Source organism: Streptomyces sp. S4.7, assembly GCF_010384365.1.
Taxonomy (GTDB): Bacteria; Actinomycetota; Actinomycetes; order Streptomycetales; family Streptomycetaceae; genus Streptomyces.
Genome location: NZ_CP048397.1, coordinates 4,732,821 through 4,753,551, shown reverse-complemented (window position 1 = coordinate 4,753,551; position 20,731 = coordinate 4,732,821). Strand labels below are relative to the sequence as shown.

Here is a 20,731-nt window from a genome sequence, read left to right as displayed (position 1 = left end):
AGCGCAAAGAATTACGTTTAGGGCGATACCGTCTCGACCATGTCTGCCGAGTTCGCCGAGCCTGTCACCGACGACATCGTCTCCGTCACCGGCTGGGGCCGCACCGCCCCCACGGCCCCCGCCCGTCTCGTACGGCCGCGTTCTTACGAGGAGACGGCGCGGGCCGTACGCGACTGCGGCAGGCGCGGCGGCATCCCGCGCGGGCTCGGCCGCGCCTACGGCGACGCGGCGCAGAACGCCGGCGGCTCCGTCATCGAGATGACCGCCCTGGACCGCGTCCTGTCCGTCGACACCGAGGCGGGGACCGTCAGCTGCGAGGCGGGGACCAGCCTGCACCGGCTGATGGAGGTGCTGCTGCCGCTGGGCTGGTTCGTACCGGTGACACCCGGGACCCGCCATGTCACGGTCGGCGGCGCGATCGGCGCCGACATCCACGGCAGGAACCACCATGTGTCGGGTTCGTTCTCCCGCCACGTGCTGTCCCTGGACCTGCTGACCGCCGACGGCTCCGTACGTGAGGTCGTCCCCGGCACGCCGCTCTTCGACGCCACGGCGGGCGGCATGGGGCTGACGGGAGTGATCCTGGCGGCGACCTTCCGGCTGCACCCCGTCGAGACCTCCCTGATGTCCGTCGACACCGAACGCGCTGCGGACCTCGACGATCTGATGGCCCGTCTCACCACGTCGGACCACGCCTACCGCTACTCGACCGCCTGGATCGATCTGCTCGCCCGCGGCCCCTCCTTGGGACGCTCCGTCCTCACCCGCGGCAACCACACGCCGCTCGCCGAGCTGCCCGCGCGGGCCCGCAGACGGCCGCTCACCTTCCGGCCCGCCCGGCTGGTCCCCGGCGCGCCCTCCTACGTACCCGAAGGGCTGCTGCGCCGGAAGACGGCCGAGCTGTTCAACGAGCTCTGGTACCGGGGGGCGCCGCGCCGGCGGACCGGCGGACTCCGGCGCGTCCCCGCCTTCTTCCACCCGCTGGACGGCGTACCGCACTGGAACCGGCTGTACGGGCGCGGCGGCTGCGTCCGTTACCAGTTCGCCGTCGGGCTCGGTCAGGAGGAGGCGCTGATCCGGATCGTGCGGCGCATCGTCAGGCGCGGCTGTCCCTCCTTCCTCGCCGTGCTCAAGCGTCTCGGCGCGGGTGATCCCGGCTGGCTGTCCTTCCCCATGGCCGGCTGGACGCTCGCGCTGGACATCCCCACCGGCCCGACCGGCCTGGGCTCCTTCCTCGACGAGCTGGACCAGGACGTCGCCGCCGCCGGGGGCCGGGTCTGTCTCGCGAAGGACTCACGGCTGCGACCGGAGCTGCTGGCCGCGATGTATCCGCGACTGGACGAGTTCCGGTCGCTGCGGGCCGAGTTGGACCCGCGCGCGGTCTTCGTCTCCGATCTCTCCCGCCGTCTCTCGATCTGACGCCCGGGGCCCCTCACCCCGGCCCCCGCCTCAGCCCCTACGAGGCTCATCCCACACCCTCGCTGCAAGGAGCACCGCACCATGAAGGACGCCTTCGGCATTCCGCAGTCCCTGCTCGTCCTCGGTGGCACGTCCGAGATCGCGCTGGCCACGGCGCGCCGGCTGATCGCACGCCGTACCCGCACGGTCTGGCTGGCCGGCCGCGCGTCGCCCGCGCTCGACACCGCGGCCGAGCAGCTGCGTACCCAGGGCGCGGACGTCCGCACCGTCGACTTCGACGCGCTCGCCCCGGACTCGCACGCGGAAGTGCTCGGGAAGGTCTTCGCCGAGGGCGACATCGACATGACGCTGCTCGCCTTCGGCGTCCTCGGCGACCAGGCGCACGACGAGGCGGATCCGGCGTCGGCCGTCAGGGTCGCGCAGACGAACTACACGGGCGCGGTCTCGGCCGGTCTGGTGTGCGCGGCGGCGATGCAGACGCAGGGGCACGGTTCGCTGGTGGTGCTGTCGTCGGTGGCCGGTGAGCGGGCGCGGCGCGCCAATTTCATCTACGGGTCGAGCAAGGCGGGCCTGGACGCGTTCGCGCAGGGGCTCGGGGACGCGATGCACGGCACGGGTGTGCATGTGATGGTCGTGCGGCCCGGCTTCGTACGGACGAGGAGGACGGCCGGGCTGGAGGAGACACCGCTGGCGACGACGCCGGAGGCGGTGGCGGCGGCCGTGGAGCTGGGGCTGCGGCGCCGCTCGGAGACGGTGTGGGTGCCGGGGGCGCTGCGGGCGGCGATGTCGGTGCTGCGGCATCTGCCGAGGCCGCTGTTCCGGCGGCTGCCGATCTGAGTCCGTACGGCTACTGACGCAGCGAAGAGGTCGCGGGCAGGTCGACGGGGGTGCTCCGGGAGGGCACTCCCGTCATCTCCGTACCGCCGCCGAAAACGTACTCGTGCAGCATCCGCCACACGCCGTCCGAGCCCTGCTCGTACAGCCCGAAGGACGTGCAGCTCCAGCGGGCGGTGTAGTCGGCCAGCTCCTCGTACGCCCGGTCCATCGCCTCCTCGGAGATGGCGTGCGCCACCGTCACGTGGGGGTGGTACGGGAACTGGAGTTCGCGCACCAGCGGCCCGGACGCCTCCCTGACCCGCTTCTGGAGCCAGGTGCACGCCGAACCGCCCTCGACGACCTGGACGAAGACCACCGGCGACAGCGGGCGGAAGGTGCCCGTGCCGTAGAGCCGCATGGGGAAGGGGCGGCCCGCCGCGGCGACCGAGGCCAGGTGCGCCTCGATGGTCGGCAGCGTCGAGGAGTCGACCTCGGTGGGCGGCAGGAGCGTGACGTGCGTGGGAATGCCGTGCGCGGCAGGGTCGCCGAAGCCCGCGCGGCATTCCTGGAGCAGGCTGCCGTACGGCTCCGGGACCGCGATCGAAACGCCGAGCGTTACGGTCCCCACGTCGTTCTCCTCAGTCCGTGTGTGTGCCGGTGTGGCGGTGGTGCGGTGTGCGGGCGGTTCGGTCGGCCGATTCCGTCCCTGCGCCAGTGTGGCGCTCACACCGTTCTTCTGGCCAGGGTCCTTGGTCAGCAGTACGCGGACGGCGCGTATGCGCTACGGCGGCGTCCGCGGTCGGCCGGGGCGGGCGAGCCGGGACCGGCACGCCCGCCCCGTCCCCTCAGTGCTTCGCGGGCAGGAAGCCGATCCGTTCGTACGCCTGGGCGAGCGTCTCCGCGGCGACCGTGCGGGCCTTCTCCGCGCCTTCGGCCAGGATCGAGTCCAGCGTCTCCGGATCGTCCAGATATTCCTGGGTGCGGTCGCGGAACGGTGTGACGAAGTCGACCATCGCCTCGGCCAGGTCCACCTTCAGCGCGCCGTAGCCCTTGCCCTCGTACTTCTTCTCCAGATCCGCGATGCTCGCGCCCGTGAGTGTGGAGTAGATCGTGAGGAGGTTGCTGATGCCCGGCTTGTCCGCGGCGTCGAAGCGGATCTCGGTGCCCGTGTCGGTGACGGCGCTCTTGATCTTCTTCGCCGTGACCTTGGGGTCGTCCAGCAGATTGACCAGGCCCTTCGGCGTGGACGCCGACTTGCTCATCTTGATCGACGGGTCCTGGAGGTCGTAGATCTTCGCGACCTCCTTGACGATGTGCGGCTTCGGGATCGTGAACGTGCTGCCGAAACGGGTGTTGAAGCGCTCGGCGAGGTCACGTGTCAGCTCGACGTGCTGGCGCTGGTCCTCGCCGACCGGGACGGAGTCCGCCTGGTAGAGCAGGATGTCGGCGACCTGGAGGATCGGGTAGGTGAAGAGTCCGACCGTGGCGCGGTCGGCGCCCTGTCTGGCGGACTTGTCTTTGAACTGCGTCATGCGGGAGGCCTCGCCGAAGCCCGTCAGACAGTTCATCACCCAGCCGAGCTGGGCGTGTTCGGGTACATGACTCTGGATGAACAGCGTGCAGCGCTGGGGGTCGAGACCGGCGGCGAGGAGCTGCGCGGCCGCGAGCCTGGTGTTGGCGCGCAGGTCGGCGGGCTCCTGCGGCATGGTGATCGCGTGCAGGTCCACGACCATGTAGAACGCGTCGTGGGTTTCTTGCAGCGCCACATACTGCCGGATCGCACCGAGGTAGTTCCCGAGGTGGAACGAGCCTGCGGTGGGCTGGATACCGGAGAGCGCGCGAGGACGAGTGGCCATGCTGGACATTCTCTCAGGTGGGGCCGCCAGGTCGGGACAGGCCGGGAACCGATCCGGGGTGAGCGGTGTATCAAAAGGGTGAGGACACGGGAGGGGACCCTGGAGGGGGGCCGCATCCTGACGGTTGCGGATGAATCGACTGTCATCGCGCGTGTGCGTTCCGGGGAGCGGGAGGCGTACGCGGAGCTGGTGCGTGCCTATACGGGGATCGCGCTGCGGGTGGCGGTGGCCTGCGGCGCGGGGGCGGACGCCGAGGACGTGGTGCAGTCCGCGTTCATCAACCCCGTCCGGCGGCACGGACGGCTGGTGGTGGGCGATACCGGCGCCGGGGGCCGGGGTGGTGTTGGGTCTGGTGCTGCGGCCGCTCGCGGGACGACTGCCCCGACCGCCCCATCGACGGGGCGGAAGGCCGGAGACGGGTCCGCGCGGGCAACTGCTGGACGTGTGATCCAACCCGACCCGCCCGCGGGGTTGTCTCCCAGGGCACGCCGGGGGCAAGGTTTCTTCGTCCACACTGGCGAGTGACGATAGAAACAGGGGCGCTACCGCGCCTTGACCGGATGGCTCGGCTCGACCGAACGGAGAACCCGTGGCGACAACGGAGAGTGCCATCGCCTCTGCGGAGGCGCACAGCGCGCACAACTACCACCCGCTGCCCGTGGTCGTCGCCTCGGCGGACGGTGCATGGATGACCGACGTCGAGGGACGACGCTTCCTCGATATGCTCGCCGGCTACTCGGCACTCAACTTCGGCCATGGTAATCGGCGCCTCATCGACGCCGCCAAGGCCCAGTTGGAGCGGGTGACGCTCACCTCACGGGCGTTCCACCACGACCGGTTCGCCGAATTCTGCACCCGGCTGGCCGAGTTGTGCGGCATGGAGATGGTGCTGCCGATGAACACGGGCGCGGAGGCGGTGGAGACCGCCGTGAAGACGGCCCGCAAGTGGGGCTACCGGACGAAGGGGGTGCCGGACGGCACCGCCAAGATCATCGTCGCGGCGGACAACTTCCACGGCCGTACGACCACGATCATCAGCTTCTCCACCGACCAGGAGGCCCGTGCGGACTACGGGCCCTACACGCCGGGCTTCGAGATCGTTCCGTACGGGGATCTCGCCGCGCTCGACGCCGCGATGACGGACAACACCGTCGCTGTCCTGCTGGAGCCGATCCAGGGCGAGGCGGGAGTGCTGGTGCCGCCGCCGGGGTATCTCGCGGGCGTACGTGAGCTGACCCGGGCACGGAACGTGCTGTTCATCGCGGACGAGATCCAGTCCGGCCTGGGCCGGACCGGCAAGACCTTCGCCAGTGAGCACGAGGGCGTGGTGCCCGACATGTACGTGCTGGGCAAGGCGCTCGGCGGCGGCGTGGTGCCGGTGTCGGCCGTGGTGTCGTCGAGCGAGATCCTCGGGGTGTTCCGGCCCGGGGAGCACGGTTCGACGTTCGGCGGGAATCCCCTGGCGTGTGCGGTGGCCCTTGAGGTGATCGCGATGCTGCGCACGGGTGAGTACCAGCAGCGGGCGGCGGAGCTGGGTGATCACCTCCACCACGAGCTGGGGCTGATGGCGACCGGTGGCGCGGTGGAGGCGGTGCGCGGCCGGGGGCTCTGGGCGGGGGTGGACATCTCTCCGTCGTACGGCACGGGCCGGGAGATCTCCGAGAAGCTGATGGGGCGGGGGGTGCTGGTGAAGGACACCCATGGGTCGACGATCCGGATCGCCCCGCCGCTGGTGATCAGCAAGGAGGATCTGGACTGGGGCCTGGAGCAGCTGCGGGCGGTCCTGGCCCGGTAGGGCAGGTGTCCGGCCCGCTGGGACCGGGCCCGGGGCGGTGGTCGGCGCGGTCGGCCGCCGGGGGCCGGCCGCCGGCCCCCGGCCTACAGGATGACGTGCGGGAGGAAGCGGGCGTACTCGTCCGTGATCAGGCCCGACGATTCCCGGATGCCGAGGCCGGCCGCCTCGTTCTCGACGACCCAGGCGCCGAGAACGACCCGGTTGCCGTCGAAGTCGGGCAGGGGCGCCAACCCCTGGTAGCAGCAGGCCTCCTGGCGCACCACCGGGGCGTGACCGGGCTCATGGACGGTGACTCCGGCGCCCTCACGGCCGAGCAGGGGCTTGGAGACATAGCCCCCGTCGTGGGCGAGTTCACGGGGCCCGTCGAGGTAGGCGGGCAGCAGATTCGGGTGGTCCGGGTTGAGCTCCCAGAGGATCGCCAGCAGCGCCTTGTTGGAGAGCAGCATCTTCCAGAGGGGCTCTATCCAGCAGGTGCTGCCGGTGCCACCACCGTTGTCGAGGGTGTCGATCACCTGGGGGCCGAAGCGGTCCGTGGTCAGCCACTCCCACGGATACAGCTTGAAGCAGCTGCGGATGAAGCGCAGCCGGTCGTCGACGAAGCGGCCGGACAGCTTGTCCCAGCCGATCTGTTCGACGGACAACGCCTCGGTTTCGAGACCCGCCTGCTGAGCCGTCTCGCGCAGATAGGCGACGGTCATCAGGTCCTCGCCCAGCTCGTCACCGTCGGAGTGGGCGAAGTGCAGGGGGCCCGGGGGAAGGAGATGTGCCTGGCGGCGCCAGGCGTCGATGAGCCGTTCATGCAGGGAGTTCCACTGGTCGGCGCCGGGGAAGCGCTCCTCCATCCAGAACCACTGCGGGCTGGCGGCCTCGACCAGGGACGTGGGGGTGTCGGCGTTGTACTCCAGCATCTTGGCCGGACCGGTGCCGTCGTAGCGGAGGTCGAACCGGCCGTAGATGGAGGGCAGTTCGTCCCGGCGGCGCCAGGACTCGGCGATCAGCGCGGCCAGTCGGCGGTCGGTGATGCCGAGATCGGCGAAGCGGTCGTTCTTCACGATGTGCTCGGCGGCGGCGAGGCACATCGCGTGCAGTTCCTCGACGACGACTTCGAGGGCCTCGACCTCGGGGAGGGAGAAGACGTAGTAGGCGCTCTCGTCCCAGTACGGACGCAGGGAGTCGTCCGGGTAGCGGGTGAGCGGATAGACGAGCCCCTGTTCCTCGACCGTCTGCTGCCAGCCGGGACGCGGCTCGATGGTCCGACGCTGCATCATCGTGCCCCGACGCCGCTCAGCCGCCGCCGGTGGACGAGCAGCCGAAGCCGCCGCGGTCGACCGCCGACTTGTCGAAACTGCCGTCGTGGACACGGCCGTTGCTGCTCTTGCCGCCGTAGTAGTACGAGCCGTTGCCGTTGCTGTCGCAGTCGGATTCGGACAGTTCCTCGTAGGTGTTCCGGTCGGCGCAGCGCTTGTCCGGTTCCGAACCACAGGAGGTGATCGTCAGTGCGAGTATTCCCATGCCGCCGAGCACCACCGTGCTCGACCGCAACCTGCGTTGTTTTACGGCGGCCATGGCCCCGTCCTCCCCCGTCTGCCGGTCGATCCGTCGACCCGTCAATCCCGTGCTCGCCGCACACATTAGATGGCTGGCAGCCGCGCCGAACAGGCGGTCCATGAACTCTCCTCAACTGGCCCACTTTTGCGCCCTTTGACATGATCCGCTCCGTCGGCTCGGCGGTTCCGGCAGGGGCGGCAAATCGTCGGACCGGCCCTGGAGGGGCCGGGATTAATCGATTTCGTCGCGATCACCCGCTCGGGCAGGATGCACGGATTCACCGGACAGACGAGGAGAACGATTCACCATGCCCGCAGATCCCGCCCTTCCCGCCGATCCGACGGTGATCCATCCGATGCACGGTCAGCCCCGGGTGGTGCTGCTGAAACCGCTGATCACCTCCGAGCTGATCGAGGTCGGGGACTTCTCGTACTACGACGACCCGGACGAGCCGACGGCGTTCGAGACACGGAACGTGCTCTACCACTACGGGCCGGAGAAGCTGGTCATCGGGAAGTACTGCGCGCTGGGTGAGGGGGTGCGGTTCATCATGAACGGCGCCAATCACCGGATGGACGGCCCGTCGACGTTCCCCTTCCCGATCATGGGCGGTTCGTGGAGCGAGCACTTCGATCTGATCACCGGGCTGCCCGGCCGGGGAGAGACGGTGGTGGGCAACGACGTCTGGTTCGGCTACCGCAGCACGGTCATGCCGGGTGTCCGGATCGGCCATGGAGCGGTCATCGCCTCGGGCGCGGTCGTGGTGGACGACGTACCGGACTACGGCATCGTCGGTGGCAATCCGGCCGAGGTCATCCGCCGCCGTTACGACGACGCCGACGTCGACCGGCTGCTGGCGATCGCCTGGTGGGACTGGCCCGTCGAGCACATCACCGCGCACCTGCGCACGATCATGTCGGGCAGCGTCGACGAACTGGAGGCGGCAGCCCCGACGGACACGGCCTGAACACTTTCCAGTTCGCGACGGGGGGTCACGGCAGTACGCGGCAGAGCGCGTCCAGCGCGCCGGCCCAGGCGCTGTCCGTCGGGGCGCCGTAGCCGACGACCAGCGCCTCGCGCCCCGGTGGGACCGACGGGTGCCGGAAGGCGGAGAGGCCCTGGACCGCCAGGCCCTCCCAGGCCGCCGCCTGGATGGCGGTGCGTTCGTCGGTGCCGGGCGGGAGTTCGACCACCGCGTGCAGTCCGGCGGCGATGCCGGTCACCCGTGACTCCGGCGCGTGTTCGGCCAGCGCCTCCACCAGCTGGTCGCGCCGCCGGCGGTAGCGCAGCCGCACGGACCGCACATGACGGTCGTACGCGCCGCAGGTGATGAACTCGGCGAGCGTGAGCTGGTCCACGGCGCTCGGCACCGCCGAGACGTCGCCCTTCGCCCCGATCACTTCTCCCACCAGCGCCCTGGGCAGCACCATCCATGCCAGCCGCAGCCCCGGAGCCAGGGACTTGCTCGCCGTGCCCATGTACACCACCCGCTCCGGATCCAGGCCCTGGAGCGCGCCCACGGGCTGGCGGTCGTAGCGGAACTCCCCGTCGTAGTCGTCCTCCAGGATCAGCCCGCCCGCGCCGCGCGCCCAGTCCACCACCGCCGCACGCCGGTCGGGATGGAGCGCGGCCCCGGTCGGGAACTGGTGCGCCGGAGTCGTCAGCACCGCGTCGGCACCCCGCAATTCCCCCATGCCGGCCGTCAACTCCTCGGTGCGGGTGCCGAGTTCGTCGATCGAGAGCGCGGGGGTGCGCAGCCCGGCGGCGGCGAGGATGTCCCGGTGGAAGCCGAGCCCGTACGACTCGACGGCCACCGCCCCGGCCCCCTTCGTACCGCCTCTGGCCCCCGCCCTCCCCCGGCGGGCCGCGAGCACCTGGGCCATCAGCGTCAGGCCGTGGACGAACCCCGAACAGAGGACGATCCGCTCGGGGTCGGCGTACACCCCCCGTGTCCGGGCCAGATAGTCGGCGAGGACGGTACGCAGCTCCACGCGCCCGCGCTGGTCGCCGTAGTCGAACGCGTCGTGCGGCGCCGCCGCCAGGGCCCGGCGGGCCGAGGCGAGCCATTCAGCGCGCGGAAAGGAACTGAGATCGGGAGAGCCGGCCCGCAGATTGTGCGCGGGGCGGCGGCCGCTCGGCCGGGCCGGCGGGCCGCTCGGCGTACGCGTACGCGGCGCTGCCCGCCGGGCGACCCGCGTCCCCGAGCCCTGCCGCGCGGTCAGCCAGCCCTCGGCGACGAGTTCGGCGTAGGCGTCGGCGACGGTGTTGCGCGCGACGCCCAGATCGGCGGCGAGCGTACGGGACGAGGGCAGCCGGGTGCCGGGAGTCAGCCGCCCGGTGCGGACGGCTTCGCGCAGGGCGTCCATGAGCCCCGTACGGAGTCCGGGGCCGCGCAGCTCCAGATGGAGGTCGGCGCCGACCGTGACCGCGGTGACCTGCTGCTTCCCACTGACCGGCCCCTCACCGTCCGGCTCCTCGGCGCTCGCAGCATTGGCCCATGAATCCATCATGGAAATGGACCATACCGCTGCGCCACCGGACACGTAGCGTCGTATCCATGACGACCAACGAGAGCGATCACCGGCACGACCGTGTCCCCGAACACGAGCCGCGCCTGGAGTGGGCGAAGCTCGCGCCCGATGTCTCCAAGGCGATGTACGCCTTCGAGAAGGCGGTCCGGCAGGGCATCGACCCCGTGCTCTACGAACTGGTGAAGATCCGCGCCTCGCAGATCAACCACTGCGCGTTCTGCCTGGACATGCACACGAAGGAGGCGCTGGCCGCCGGGGAGTCGGTGGAGCGGATCGTCCAGCTCAGCGCCTGGCAGGAGTCGCGCCACTTCTACTCGCCGAGGGAGATCGCGGCGATCGAACTCACCGAGGCGGTCACCGTCCTGACGGACGGTTTCGTGCCGGACGAGGTGTACGAGAGGGCGGCGGCGCACTTCGACGAGACCGAACTCGCCCATCTGATCGCCGCGATAACGGTCATCAACTCGTGGAACCGCTTCGCGGTGACGTCGAGGATGGCCCCCGGTCACTACACGCCGGTGGCGCGCAAGAAGTGAGCCCGCCGGGCACGCTCCGGACCGTGTCCGGCGCGACACGCACAGGACCACCGCCGCATCCGCCTCCTCAGCCGGGATACGAATCAGCCATGACGCTCTCGACCACCTTCCGCGCCCTGCACCACGACCGTGCCGCCGAGGACCCGCTCGTCCTGCCGGGGCCGTGGGACGCGGGCAGCGCCCGTGTCTACGCGGAGGCCGGGTTCCCCGCGCTCGCCACGCCGAGCGCGGGGGTCGCCGCGTCGCTCGGTCACGAGGACGGCGCCACCCCGCCGGACGAGATGTTCGCGGCGGTGGCCCGTATCGTCCGGGCCGTCTCCACCGGCGGCACGGCGGTACCCGTCACCGCCGACGTCGAGGACGGCTACGGGCTCGCCCCGGCCGAGCTGGTCGCCCGGCTCCTCGACACCGGCGCCGTGGGCTGCAACCTGGAGGACTCCGCCGACGGCCGCCTCAAGGACCCCCGGCGGCACGCCGATTGGCTGGCCGAGGTCAAGGCGGTGGCCGGGGACCGGCTGTTCCTCAACGCCCGCGTCGACACGTTCATCCGTGGTGTGCGCGACCCGGCCGAGGCGATCGCCCGCGCGGCTCTGTACGTGGCGGCGGGCGCGGACTGCGTGTACCCGATCGGGGCCCCGCGCGAGGCGATCCCGGCGCTGCGGGCGGGGATCGAGGGCCCGATCAATGTCGGGGCGGCGCCCGGTGGTGCGGCGGAACTGTCGGAGCTGGGCAAGCTCGGCGCGACACGTATCACGTTCGGTCCCGGGCTCCAGCGGCAGGCGATGGCGGCGGTGGGGGAGGGCGCGGCGCGGCTGCGCGCCTGAGCCCGCGCCGGTGACAAGCCGGGGCGACGGCTCACGGCCCACCGCCGCCGCCCGGCTCACGGCTCGCGGCTCGCGGCTCGCGGCTCGCGGCCACGAATCACCCATCTCGGGCAGCGGTCCCGAGAGGGCTCTCCAACACTCCTCCCCCCAACTGACCTGGATATGGCGCTACTTGACCGGACTTGCCGCAGCTATTGACAGCCCTGCGGCCCGCTCCTACGTTCAGCGCCAGAGAGCGCTCTCTAACGTCATCAAGGAACCCCCCGATTCCTCGGATTGGAGTGCCGTGCTCCACAGAAGACCCTCCCGCAGCCCCAGAACCCCCCGCACCCCACGCACCTTCAGCCCTCTGCGCACCGGACTGGCGTCCTGGCGCCGACGCGTCGTCGCCCTGGCCCTCGTCGCGCTCACCGCCTCCCTGCTCCAGGCCAACATGAGCAGCGCGAGCACCGGATCCGTCGCGGCCGAGAAGGCTCAGCCGGGCACCAAGGGCGCGGCCGTCGTCCGCGTGTCCGAGTTCCTCGCCGAGTGTCCGTACAGCCACCGCCTCCCGGACGACCCGATCGTCTTCCCCGGGCTGCCCGGCGCCTCGCACATGCACAGCTTCTTCGGCAACGACACGACCAACGCCCGTTCCGACGTCAACAGCCTGGCGCAGGGCCGCACCACCTGCGCGCCGAAGGAGGACCTCTCGTCGTACTGGGTCCCGACCCTGTACGACGGCACGAGGGAGGTGGAGCCGACCGGCACCACCTTCTACTACCTGGGTGAGGGCGTACGGGACGAGATCATCGCCCAGACCCAGCCGCTGCCGTACGGACTGCGGATCGTGGCGGGCAACGCCAAGGCGACCGGTCCCAACGACAACACGCGGGCGCGCTGGTCGTGTCTGCACCACGGCGAGGTCAATCCGTCCACCGACTTCGTCAACTGCCCGGCGGGCGCGATGCTGGAGTCGTATCTGGACTTCCCGCAGTGCTGGAACGGCCGCGACCTCGACTCGGCCGACCACAAGAGCCATATGTCGTACCCGGTGGCGGGCGCCTGCCCGTCGACCCACCCGGTGCCGGTGCCGAAGCTGCGGCAGGTACTGAGGTATCCGGTCAACGGCGATCCGGCCCGCCTCTCGCTCGCCTCGGGCCGTGGCTACACGATGCACGGCGACTTCTTCAACGTCTGGCCCGCGGCGGAGATGGAGCGGCGCGTACGCGACTGCATCCGTCCCATCATCAAGTGCGGCGCGGACGGCCGGCCTTCCTGACCGGCCACGCCCGGTGTCCGTCCGGGGTCACCCGGCCCCGGACGGACACCGGGTCCGCCGCCACCCCCACCCTTCCCCCGACCCGAGGACTCCCCATGAAGGCGGTACGCGGTACGGCGGCGGCGCTCTTCGCCCTTCTGGTGGTCACGGGCTGCTCATCCGCCCCCTCGGCGGACAGGAAACCACCCGCGGCCTCGACTCCCGTCCGGCCCGGCCCCGTCGATACCCTCTCCGGCGCGACCGACGCCGCGTGGATCCAGCTCATGACCCCCATGAACGAGGGCGCGGTCGAGCTGCTGACGATGGCCGCCGACCGGGCGGGCGACCCCCGTCTGCGCAGCTGGGCGAGCGATCTGGCCACCGCGCACCGCGCCGAACTCGGCCGGATGCGCGCGCTGTTGAAGCAGCTGGGCCTGCCCTCCACCAATGTGCACGAGGGCCATGAGATGCCGGGCATGGTGACACCCGGCGATCTCACGCAGGCACGTGCCGCCGAGGGCGCGGCCTTCGAGAAGGTCTTCGTCGTGCAGATCCGCGAACATCTGGAGCACTCCGCTCGCGTGTCGCGCTCCGAGGTCGACGCGGGCAGCGAGGCGTCCGCCAAGAAGCTCGCCGCGGCGCTGGTCGAGGCGCGGCGGGGCGAACTCGCCGGCCTGGGGCGCGTCACCGCGTAGCGCCGCCCCCGCCCGCCCGGGGACCCCGTCAGGGCCCCGAGTACCAACCGGTATAAAGGCTGCATGACTGCCGACGCCTCGCCGCCCGCGCGCCCGACCCTGGAGGACGTGGCCGCCGTGGCAGGCGTCTCACGTGCCACGGTGTCGCGTGTGATCAACGGAGCGCCGACGGTGGATCCCGCGCTGCGTACGATCGTCGAGGAGGCCATCGCCACCACGCACTACGTGCCGAACCGCGCCGCGCGCGCCCTGGTGACCCGCCGTACGGACTCGATCGCGCTGGTCGTCTCCGAGCAGGAACGGCGATCGGTGGCCGAGCCGTTCGTGGGCCGGATGTTCTCGGACCCGTACTTCGGCCGGGTCGTGGGCGGGCTGCTCGACGTGCTGCGGCCGGCCGGTGTCCAGATGGTGCTGATGCTGGCGGACGACGCCGCCTCCCGTGACCAGTTGCTGTCGTATCTGCGCCAGGGCCACGTCGACGGCATCGTCCTGATCTCCTCGCACGCCGGGGATCCGCTGCCCCGGCTGGTCCACGAGACGAGGCTGCCCGCCGTGCTGGCGGGCCGGCCCGGACAGCCGTCGCCGCTCACGTACGTCGAGGCGGACCAGGCGGCGGGCGCGCGGCTCGCGGCCGGGCATCTGGCAGCGCTCGGGCGGCGCAGGATCGGTACGGTCGCGGGGCCGCAGGACATGCCGGCGGGGCAGGAGCGGCTCACCGGGTTCCGGGCGGCGATGGCCACGCACGGGATCGAGGACGTGGCGGTCGCGGAGGGCGACTTCACACATACGGGCGGCGCGGCGGCGATGCGGCGGCTGCTGGCCGAACACCCGGATCTGGACGGGGTGTTCATCGCGTCCGACCTGATGGCGCTGGGCGCGCTGCCGGTACTGCTCCGGGCGGGCAGGCAGGTGCCGAACGACGTGGCCGTGGTGGGCTTCGACGACAGCAACGCGGCGCTGACCTGCGATCCGGCGCTGACGACGGTACGTCAGCCGGTCGAGGAGATGTCCGCGGAGATGGCCAGGCTACTGCTGAAGCAGATCGCCGCGCCGGGCGGTCCGCTGCCATCGATGATCTTCACGCCGACACTGGTGGTGCGGGAGTCCGCGTAACGTAGGTCAACGCGTCGCTCCCCCGACTCCGTTGGCCGGTCAGGCGGTCCGGCCGTGGCGCTTCTGGTCCTCCAGCGCGGCGGCCTCCTGCGAGAGCCGTACGGCCTGGAGGAGGCTCAGCCCCGGCTCGGCCTCCCGCAGCGCCTTCACCGCCCGCACCGAGTCGGCGCGTCCTTTCACTCCCGCCTCGGCAATCTTCCGGCGCGCCCAGTTCCCGCGCAGCTCACCGTCGGTGGCCTTTCTGGCGGCGGCGAGCAGCGCGGCGGCCCGCTCCAGGCCCGGCCGCTCCTCGGGTCCCGCGGTCTTCAGTGCCTGGTCCACGGCCTCGGCGACCTCGTCGGCCTCGCGCACGACGAGTACCGTGAACTCCTCTTTGTCCTGCCCGAACAGCTTCATCTTCGGATACTGTCCGCCACCGGCTCGCGGTCTCAGAGGAGTTGAGCCAGTTCTGAGGTACCGACACGCCGGACGGCCCGGAGCCGGTGAGCGCTCCGGGCCGTCCGTGCGGGGTGGGCGGGTTACTTCTTGGGGAGCCAGGCCTCCCACGTCGACTTGTTCGCCTTGACCCACTTCTCGGCCGCGTCCGGGCCGCTCATCTTGTCCTTCGCGATCGCCTTGGCGACCTCGTTCTGGGCCTCGGTGGTCCACTTGAAGTTCTTGATGAACTCGGCGGCGTCACCGCCGTCCTTCGCGAAGTCCGCGTTGAGGTACTTCTGGAGCGGGGTGTTGGCGTACGCGCAGTCCGTCGCCGTCTCCGGGACGTTGCAGCCCTCCTCGTACGCGGGCAGCTTCACCTCGACCAGGTCGATGTCCGCGTTGAGCCACTGCGGGTCCCACCAGTAGGTGATGAAGGGCTGCTTGTCGCGGTACTTCTGCTGGATCTCCTTGATCTGGGCGGCCTCGTTGCCCGTCTCCTTGATCTTGAGATCCAGCTTGAGGTTCTTGACCAGGTGCTCGTCGTACGTCGTGTACGAGGGCGCCGCGCCCAGGAACTCGCCCTGGTCTCCGCTGTTCGCGGACTTGAAGTCCTTGGCGAACTTGTTGAGGTTCTTCGCGTCCGTGACCTCGGGGTTGGCGTCCGCGTAGTACTTGGGGACGAACCATCCGATGTGGCCGACGACACCGAGGTCGCCGCCCTTGACGATGGTCTTCTTGTCCTCGACGTAGAGCTTCTCCTTCTTCGGGGAGCCGCCCCAGTCCTCCAGGATCGCGTCGGCCTTGCCGTTGTTGAGCGCGTCGAAGGCGACCGGTTCGTCGAGCTGCTGGAGCTCGACCTTCACGTCCAGTTCCTGCTCCATGATCACCTTGGCGACCTCGGCGTTGGCGCGCGCGCCGACCCAGGAGGGCACGGTCAGGGTGATCTCGTCGGATGCCGACTTCGGCTCGGTCTCGGCGGCGCAGGCGCTGAGCGCGAGCATGCCGAGCGCGCCGGCTCCGGCGACCAGGGTGGTGCGTATCCGCTTGCTGTGGGTCACGTCATTGTTCTCTCTGTCGCGGTTTCAGTTGTGGATTCGGTTGTGGTGCCGGCGGGGTGTCTTCGGTGGCCCCTGTCCGTGGCGTTCACACCAGGGCGCGTTCCTTCGCCGCCGCGCTGGGCTGCGAGATCCGGTCCAGCAGCAGCCCCAGGCACACGATCGCGATACCGGCCGTCATACCGAGGCCGAGATCGCCCTTGGCCAGGCCCCTCACCACGTCGACGCCGAGTGCGCCGCCGCCGATCATGCCTCCGATGACGACGATGGCCAGGACCAGCACCACACCCTGGTTGACGGCGAGTTGGAGTGCGGGCCGGGCCAGCGGCAGCTGCACCTGGCGCAGTTGCTGCCCCGTACCGGCGCCCAGTGAGCGCGCCGCCTCCAGCGCGGAGGGGTCGATCTGGCGGATCCCCTGGGTGGTGATGCGTACGACGGCGGGCAGCGCGTAGACGACGGCCGCGGCGACGGCCGCGGTACGGCCACCGCTGAACAGCGCGATCACCGGGATCAGATAGATGAACTGCGGCATCGTCTGCATGATGTCGAGCACCGGCCTGATCACCCGCTCGACCCGTGCGACGCGCGCCGCGAGGATGCCGATGGCGAAACCGAGCAGCAGGGTCACCACGAGCGCGGCGAGGACCTGCGAGAGCGTGTCGAGCGAGCGGTCCCAGAGTCCCATCGCGCCGATCGCGCCCAGCGACAGGACCACGGTGACGACGGCGCGCCAGCCGGTCCGCAGCGCCAGTACACCGGCGACGAGGAGCAGCGCCCACCAGGGCGTGGCCAGCAGCGCGTCGCGCACCGGGTTGATGACCCAGTTCGCGAAGCCCTCGGACCAGGTGAGGGTGCCGCCCAGCACCGGTACGCCGGAGCCGAGTTCGCGCTCGATCCAGTCGACGACGGTGTTGACGGGCTCGCTGATCGCGACGGTCCAGGCCTCGGGCCACTCCTTGCGGCCGAGTACGGCTCCGAGCACCGCGCCGCCGGCGACGGCGGCCACGATGCCGGGCCACTGGACCCACCATTTGGCGGGGTGCCCCGCGGCGGGGTCTTCGAGCTGTTCGCCGGCCGCCGCCGTCGTGCGGTCGAGCCAGATCGCCAGCAGGACGACGGCGATTCCGGCGGGCAGCGCGAGGCCGACGTCGACGGTGGAGAGCGCCGTGAAGATCTCGTCGCCGAGTCCGCCGGCGCCGATCATCGAGGCGAGGACGACCATCGACAGACACATCATGATCGTCTGGTTGAGGCCGAGGAGCATCTGTTTGCGCGCGAGCGGCAGCCGCGCCGTCACCAGCCGTTGCCAGGAGCTGGCGCCCAGCGAGGCGGACGCCTCCAGTGCGGCGGCGTCCGCGCCGCGCAGCCCGAGCGCGGTGAGCCGGGCCATCGGCGGGGCCGCGTAGATGACGGTCGCGACGAAGACCGACGGGATGCCGATGTCGAAGAGCAGCACGAACGGCAGCAGGTACGAGAAGGCGGGCAGCACCTGCATGGTGTCGAACACCGGCCGCAGCACGCGCTGGCAGCGGTCGGAGAGACCGGCTGCGAGCCCGAGGAGCGCGCCGACGATCGCGGAGACGGTGACGGCGACGACCATCAGGGCCAGCGTCTCCATCGCCGGTTCCCACATGCCGAGCAGCCCGATCACCGCGAAGGTGGCGAGCGCGGTGGCGGCGGTGCGCAGCGCCCGGCGGCGCAGGCCGGCGCCGCCGGCGTACCAGGCGATGAGGACGGCCGCGACGGTCACGCCGATGAAGCCGAGGCTCTCCAGGAGGCTGAACACCCCGTCGACGGAGCTTTCGGCGGTGTTGCTGATGTGCAGGAGGAAGTAGAGGAAGAGGGGGTGGGTGGTGCGGTTGTCGACGAGCCAGCGGTTGAGGTCGTCGAGGGGCGAGCGCACGTCGACGGTCAGATCGGCCGGCCAGGCCCCGCTGCCGGTGACGGCGGCGCTGACGATCGCGATGAGGACGGCGGCGACCAGGAGCATCGCGCGCGGGTTGCCGACGAGTCGGGCCCACGGGCCGGGGGCCGCTCCGTCCAAGACGCCGGTCTTCGCCGTACGTACGTCGTCCACGGCGCCCGCGTCCCGCGGGCCCTGCCCGGTCTTCTGGACCACCGGATTGGGAGCGGCGCTCATACCGCCGCCACCTCCTTGGGTTCCGCCTCGTCGTCCAGTCCCGCGACGACGGCCAGCAGTTCCTCGTAACCGACGACGCCGAGCGTCCGGCTGTTGTCCACGACCCGGCAGTACGCGCCACTGCGGGCGACGGCCTCGATCGCGTCCGAGACCAGCGTGTCGGGCTTCAGGGCGACGCCCGACTCGCCCTCGCCGTCGCGCGCGGGGCGCATGGCGCGGCGTACGGAGATGACCTGCTCACGCGGGACGTCGCGGACGAAGTCGCGTACGTAGTCGTCGGCCGGGTTGGCGACGATCTCCTCCGGGGTGCCGAGCTGCACGATCCCGCCGTCGCGCATCAGCGCGATGCGGTCACCGAGCCGCAGCGCCTCGTTGAGGTCGTGGGTGATGAAGACCATCGTGCGGCCCTCCTCCCGGTGCAGCCGGATGACCTCTTCCTGCATGTCGCGGCGGATCAGCGGGTCGAGCGCGCTGAACGGTTCGTCGAACAGCAGCACTTGGGGGTCCACGGCGAGCGCGCGGGCGAGCCCGACGCGCTGCTGCTGGCCGCCGGAGAGCTGGCCGGGGCGCCGGTCCTCAAGTCCTTCGAGGCCGACCTTGACGACGATGTCCGCGGCCTTGGCACGCCGCTCGGGGCGGCTCATGCCCTGGATTTCCAGGCCGTAGGCGACGTTGTCGAGCACGGAGCGGTGCGGCAGCAGACCGAAGTGCTGGAAGACCATCGCGGCGCGGTGCCTGCGCAGTTCGCGCAGCCGGGTCTTGTCCATGGCGATGACGTCCTCGCCGTCCATGGACAGCTGCCCGCTGGTCGGCTCGATGAGCCGGGTCAGACAGCGTACGAGGGTCGACTTGCCCGAGCCGGAGAGGCCCATGACGACGAAGACCTCACCCCTGCGGACGTCGAAGGAGACGTCACGGACGGCGGCGGTGCAGCCGGTCCGTGCCCTCAGCTCCTCGGCGGACAGCGCCGCGTGGTCCTTGCTGCCCGGTATCCGTTCGGCCTTCGGTCCGAAGACCTTCCACAGATCGCGTACGGAGAAGACCGGTTCGGTGGCGGTCATCACGCATCACCTCCCGGTGCGGTTGTGTCAGCGGCTGGTCCCGCTGTGTCGTTGGTCGTGGGTGTCGTGGCGGCTGTCGTGGCCGTCGTCGCTGCCGTGGCGAGCAGTTCGGCGCACTTCTCCCCGACCATCAGGACGCCGATCATCGGGTTCACGGCCGGCATGGTGGGGAAGACGGAGGCGTCCGCGATCCGGACGCCCGTGAGTCCACGGACCGTCAGATCCGGTCCCACCACGGCCTGTTCGTCGTCGGGAGCGCCCATCCGGCAGGTGCCTGCCGGGTGGTAGACCGTGTGGGCGCACTTGCGCGCGTACTCGCTCAGCTCGTCGTCGGAGGTGATGTCCGGGCCCGGACAGACCTCGCGGGTCAGCCAGTTGGCGAGCGGTTCCGCGGCGGCGACCTGCCGGGCGATCCGGATCCCGTCCACGAGGGTGCGGCCGTCGTAGTCGTCCTCGTCGGTGAAGTAGCGGAAGTCCAGGGCCGGTTTGACCTCGGGGTCGGCGCTCGTGAGGAAGAGGCGGCCGCGGCTGCGGGGCTTGGGGATGTTGGGCGTCATCGAGACGCCGTGCGCGGGGCGTTCGTACCCGAGGCGCTCGGGGTTGTCCGTGAACGGGATCTGGTAGAAGTGGAACATCAGGTCCGGGCCCGGGGTCTGCGGGTCGCGCCGGACGAAGAGGCCCGCGTCGGAGTCCATCGCCGAGTTCTCGGGGATCGGCCCGTCGGTCTCCCAGACGATGACCGACTCGGGGTGGTCGAGCAGGTTCTCGCCGACGCCCGGCAGATCGTGGGTGACGGGGATCCCGAGCGCCTCCAGGTCGGCGCGCGGTCCGATGCCGGAGTGCAGGAGCAGCCGGGGTGTGTCGACGGCGCCGGCGCAGACGAGGACTTCGCGCCGGGCGCGGACGTACGACTCGGTGCCGTCCGCCGCCCGAACGCGTACGCCTGTCGCGTGCGTGCCGTCGAGCTCCAGGCGGTACGCCCAGGTCTCCAGCAGCAGCCGGAGGTTGGGCCGGTCCAGGAACGGGTGGAGGTACGCCACCGAGGCGGACGACCGCTTGTTGTCCTCGGGGTGGTAGGCGAGGTCGAAGAATCCGGCGCCTTCGTGGAAGGGCTTCTTGTTGAAGCCCTCCACGCGCGGGACGCCGAGCGCCGCCTGTGCGGAGTCGACGAAGTCGCGGGCGATCGGGTTACGGTCCCGCTCGTCCACCGGCACGATGTTGTTGCGCAGCCGCCCGAAGTACGGCTCCATGGACTTGGCGTCCCAGCCCTCGGCGCCGGCCGCCGCCCACTCGTCCCAGTCGGAGGGCAGCGGCCGGAAGGCGATCAGGGTGTTGTGCGAGGAGCAGCCGCCGAGGACCCGGGCCCGGCTGTGCCGGATGTGGGAGTTGCCGCGCGGCTGCTCGGTGGTCGGGTAGTCGTAGTCCAGCTCGCCGCCGAGCAGCCCCATCCAGCGCCGGAGCGTCAGCACGTCGGGCCGGTCGATGTCGGACGGCCCTCCCTCGATGACGGCGACGGTGACGTCGGGGTCCTCGGTGAGCCGGGAGGCGATCACCGATCCCGCGGTGCCGCCCCCGACGACGACGTAGTCGTATGCGGCGTCGTGTTCGGCCATGGGTGTCGTCTACTCCACTTCCTAGGGTGCTTCAAGGTTCTTCCGCGTGATGAGGCGTAATGAGGCCGAGGC

The 20,731-nt window shown here is 70.8% G+C and carries 19 protein-coding genes and 1 pseudogene; 10 read left to right on the top strand and 10 right to left on the bottom strand.

Annotated features, from left to right (window positions below; all coding sequences use genetic code 11):
• Positions 1-39 precede the first annotated feature (39 nt).
• Complete coding sequence (locus tag SSPS47_RS21340) at positions 40-1,419, top strand: FAD-binding oxidoreductase (RefSeq protein WP_164252466.1); 1,380 nt, start codon at positions 40-42, stop codon at positions 1,417-1,419.
• Positions 1,420-1,500: 81 nt separating this feature from the next.
• Positions 1,501-2,256: a decaprenylphospho-beta-D-erythro-pentofuranosid-2-ulose 2-reductase gene (locus SSPS47_RS21335; RefSeq protein WP_147874240.1), complete on the top strand. Its 756-nt coding sequence runs from the start codon at positions 1,501-1,503 to the stop codon at positions 2,254-2,256.
• 10 nt (positions 2,257-2,266) lie between these two features.
• On the opposite strand, the gene SSPS47_RS21330 is transcribed toward SSPS47_RS21335, so the two are convergent.
• Together SSPS47_RS21330 and trpS are read right to left on the bottom strand one after the other, a co-directional pair.
• Positions 2,267-2,863, bottom strand: a complete 597-nt coding sequence (locus SSPS47_RS21330; RefSeq protein WP_164252465.1) for a 2'-5' RNA ligase family protein — start codon at positions 2,861-2,863, stop codon at positions 2,267-2,269.
• Positions 2,864-3,080: 217 nt separating this feature from the next.
• On the bottom strand, positions 3,081-4,091 hold the full coding sequence (gene trpS / locus SSPS47_RS21325; protein ID WP_164252464.1) for a tryptophan--tRNA ligase: 1,011 nt from the start codon (positions 4,089-4,091) through the stop codon (positions 3,081-3,083).
• Between the two features lie 99 nt (positions 4,092-4,190).
• Here trpS and SSPS47_RS35560 point away from each other — a divergent pair.
• Together SSPS47_RS35560 and rocD are read left to right on the top strand one after the other, a co-directional pair.
• Positions 4,191-4,370, top strand: a pseudogene (locus SSPS47_RS35560) (siderophore-interacting protein); the annotation flags it as partial.
• 310 nt (positions 4,371-4,680) lie between these two features.
• Positions 4,681-5,886: an ornithine--oxo-acid transaminase gene (rocD, locus tag SSPS47_RS21320; RefSeq protein ID WP_147874243.1), complete on the top strand. Its 1,206-nt coding sequence runs from the start codon at positions 4,681-4,683 to the stop codon at positions 5,884-5,886.
• 83 nt (positions 5,887-5,969) lie between these two features.
• On the opposite strand, the gene SSPS47_RS21315 is transcribed toward rocD, so the two are convergent.
• Positions 5,970-7,151, bottom strand: a complete 1,182-nt coding sequence (locus SSPS47_RS21315; RefSeq protein WP_164254790.1) for a glutathionylspermidine synthase family protein — start codon at positions 7,149-7,151, stop codon at positions 5,970-5,972.
• A 19-nt stretch (positions 7,152-7,170) separates the two neighbouring features.
• Complete coding sequence (locus SSPS47_RS21310) at positions 7,171-7,452, bottom strand: hypothetical protein (protein WP_164254792.1); 282 nt, start codon at positions 7,450-7,452, stop codon at positions 7,171-7,173.
• A gap of 289 nt (positions 7,453-7,741) precedes the next feature.
• On the opposite strand from SSPS47_RS21310, the gene SSPS47_RS21305 reads away from it, so the two are divergent.
• A complete protein-coding gene (locus tag SSPS47_RS21305; protein WP_164252463.1) occupies positions 7,742-8,401 on the top strand; it encodes a CatB-related O-acetyltransferase in 660 nt (219 codons plus the stop codon).
• A gap of 25 nt (positions 8,402-8,426) precedes the next feature.
• Here SSPS47_RS21305 and SSPS47_RS21300 read toward each other — a convergent pair whose 3' ends face one another.
• Entirely contained in the window at positions 8,427-9,944 is a 1,518-nt protein-coding gene (locus tag SSPS47_RS21300) for a PLP-dependent aminotransferase family protein (protein ID WP_164252462.1), read from the bottom strand.
• A 47-nt stretch (positions 9,945-9,991) separates the two neighbouring features.
• Here SSPS47_RS21300 and SSPS47_RS21295 point away from each other — a divergent pair, with 47 nt between their 5' ends.
• From SSPS47_RS21295 to SSPS47_RS21275, 5 genes are all read left to right on the top strand, one after another.
• On the top strand, positions 9,992-10,501 hold the full coding sequence (locus tag SSPS47_RS21295; protein ID WP_164252461.1) for a carboxymuconolactone decarboxylase family protein: 510 nt from the start codon (positions 9,992-9,994) through the stop codon (positions 10,499-10,501).
• A gap of 89 nt (positions 10,502-10,590) precedes the next feature.
• Positions 10,591-11,325, top strand: a complete 735-nt coding sequence (locus tag SSPS47_RS21290; protein ID WP_164252460.1) for an isocitrate lyase/phosphoenolpyruvate mutase family protein — start codon at positions 10,591-10,593, stop codon at positions 11,323-11,325.
• A gap of 433 nt (positions 11,326-11,758) precedes the next feature.
• Positions 11,759-12,586, top strand: coding sequence for a DUF1996 domain-containing protein (locus SSPS47_RS21285; protein ID WP_164254787.1), 828 nt, complete (start codon positions 11,759-11,761; stop codon positions 12,584-12,586).
• Between the two features lie 95 nt (positions 12,587-12,681).
• Positions 12,682-13,260: a DUF305 domain-containing protein gene (locus SSPS47_RS21280; RefSeq protein ID WP_164252459.1), complete on the top strand. Its 579-nt coding sequence runs from the start codon at positions 12,682-12,684 to the stop codon at positions 13,258-13,260.
• Positions 13,261-13,323: 63 nt separating this feature from the next.
• Positions 13,324-14,373: a LacI family DNA-binding transcriptional regulator gene (locus SSPS47_RS21275; protein ID WP_164252458.1), complete on the top strand. Its 1,050-nt coding sequence runs from the start codon at positions 13,324-13,326 to the stop codon at positions 14,371-14,373.
• Positions 14,374-14,412: 39 nt separating this feature from the next.
• On the opposite strand, the gene SSPS47_RS21270 is transcribed toward SSPS47_RS21275, so the two are convergent.
• The 5 genes from SSPS47_RS21270 to SSPS47_RS21250 all read right to left on the bottom strand — a co-directional run bounded on the left by SSPS47_RS21270 (position 14,413) and on the right by SSPS47_RS21250 (position 20,659).
• Positions 14,413-14,769 (bottom strand): hypothetical protein, encoded by a 357-nt coding sequence (locus SSPS47_RS21270; protein WP_164252457.1) that lies wholly within the window; start codon positions 14,767-14,769, stop codon positions 14,413-14,415.
• Positions 14,770-14,891: 122 nt separating this feature from the next.
• Positions 14,892-15,791 carry a glycine betaine ABC transporter substrate-binding protein gene (locus SSPS47_RS21265; RefSeq protein WP_164254785.1) on the bottom strand — a complete coding sequence of 300 codons (900 nt, stop codon included), beginning with the start codon at positions 15,789-15,791 and terminating at the stop codon, positions 14,892-14,894.
• Between the two features lie 142 nt (positions 15,792-15,933).
• Positions 15,934-17,985 (bottom strand): ABC transporter permease subunit, encoded by a 2,052-nt coding sequence (locus SSPS47_RS21260; RefSeq protein WP_164252456.1) that lies wholly within the window; start codon positions 17,983-17,985, stop codon positions 15,934-15,936.
• A complete protein-coding gene (locus SSPS47_RS21255; RefSeq protein WP_164252455.1) occupies positions 17,982-19,046 on the bottom strand; it encodes a glycine betaine/L-proline ABC transporter ATP-binding protein in 1,065 nt (354 codons plus the stop codon). The genes SSPS47_RS21260 and SSPS47_RS21255 overlap by 4 nt, the downstream gene beginning before the upstream one ends.
• Complete coding sequence (locus tag SSPS47_RS21250; protein ID WP_164252454.1) at positions 19,046-20,659, bottom strand: GMC oxidoreductase; 1,614 nt, start codon at positions 20,657-20,659, stop codon at positions 19,046-19,048. The genes SSPS47_RS21255 and SSPS47_RS21250 overlap by 1 nt, the downstream gene beginning before the upstream one ends.
• Positions 20,660-20,731 lie beyond the last annotated feature (72 nt).